This window comes from Pseudoalteromonas sp. SR43-5, assembly GCF_014163835.1.
Lineage (GTDB): Bacteria > Pseudomonadota > Gammaproteobacteria > Enterobacterales > Alteromonadaceae > Pseudoalteromonas > Pseudoalteromonas distincta.
Genome location: NZ_JACJEA010000076.1, coordinates 1 through 767 on the forward strand (window position 1 = coordinate 1; position 767 = coordinate 767).

The 767-nt window shown below is 45.2% G+C and carries 1 protein-coding gene; it reads left to right on the plus strand.

The window, feature by feature from the left end:
• The coding region (locus H5090_RS21110; RefSeq protein WP_182696630.1) for an elongation factor Tu at positions 1–767 on the plus strand (767 nt) is incomplete at both ends.

The following is a 767-nucleotide window of genomic DNA, read 5'->3' on the forward strand; positions in this document are numbered from 1 at the left end:
AAACCGCACGTAAACGTTGGTACAATCGGCCACGTTGACCACGGTAAAACTACACTAACTGCAGCAATCACTAACGTACTTGCAAAAGTATACGGCGGTGTTGCTAAAGATTTCGCATCAATCGACAACGCTCCAGAAGAGCGCGAACGTGGTATCACTATTTCAACGTCTCACGTTGAATACGATACTCCTACACGTCACTACGCACACGTAGATTGTCCTGGTCACGCCGATTATGTTAAAAACATGATCACTGGTGCTGCTCAAATGGATGGCGCGATCTTAGTAGTTGCTGCGACAGATGGCCCTATGCCACAAACGCGTGAGCACATCCTTCTTTCTCGTCAAGTTGGCGTTCCTTACATCATCGTGTTCATGAACAAATGTGACATGGTTGATGACGAAGAGCTACTTGAGCTAGTAGAAATGGAAGTTCGTGAACTTCTTTCAGAATACGATTTCCCAGGTGATGACTTACCTCTAATCGCGGGTTCTGCGCTTAAAGCGTTAGAAGGCGAGAAAGAGTGGGAAGATAAGATTGTTGAGCTTGCAAATGCACTTGATTCTTACATCCCAGAGCCAGAGCGTGACATCGATAAGCCATTCATCATGCCTATCGAAGACGTTTTCTCAATCCAAGGCCGTGGTACTGTTGTAACTGGTCGTGTTGAAGCTGGTATCATCCGCATCAATGACGAAGTAGAAATTGTTGGTATCAATGATACAACTCGTTCTACTTGTACTGGTGTTGAAATGTTCCGTAAGCT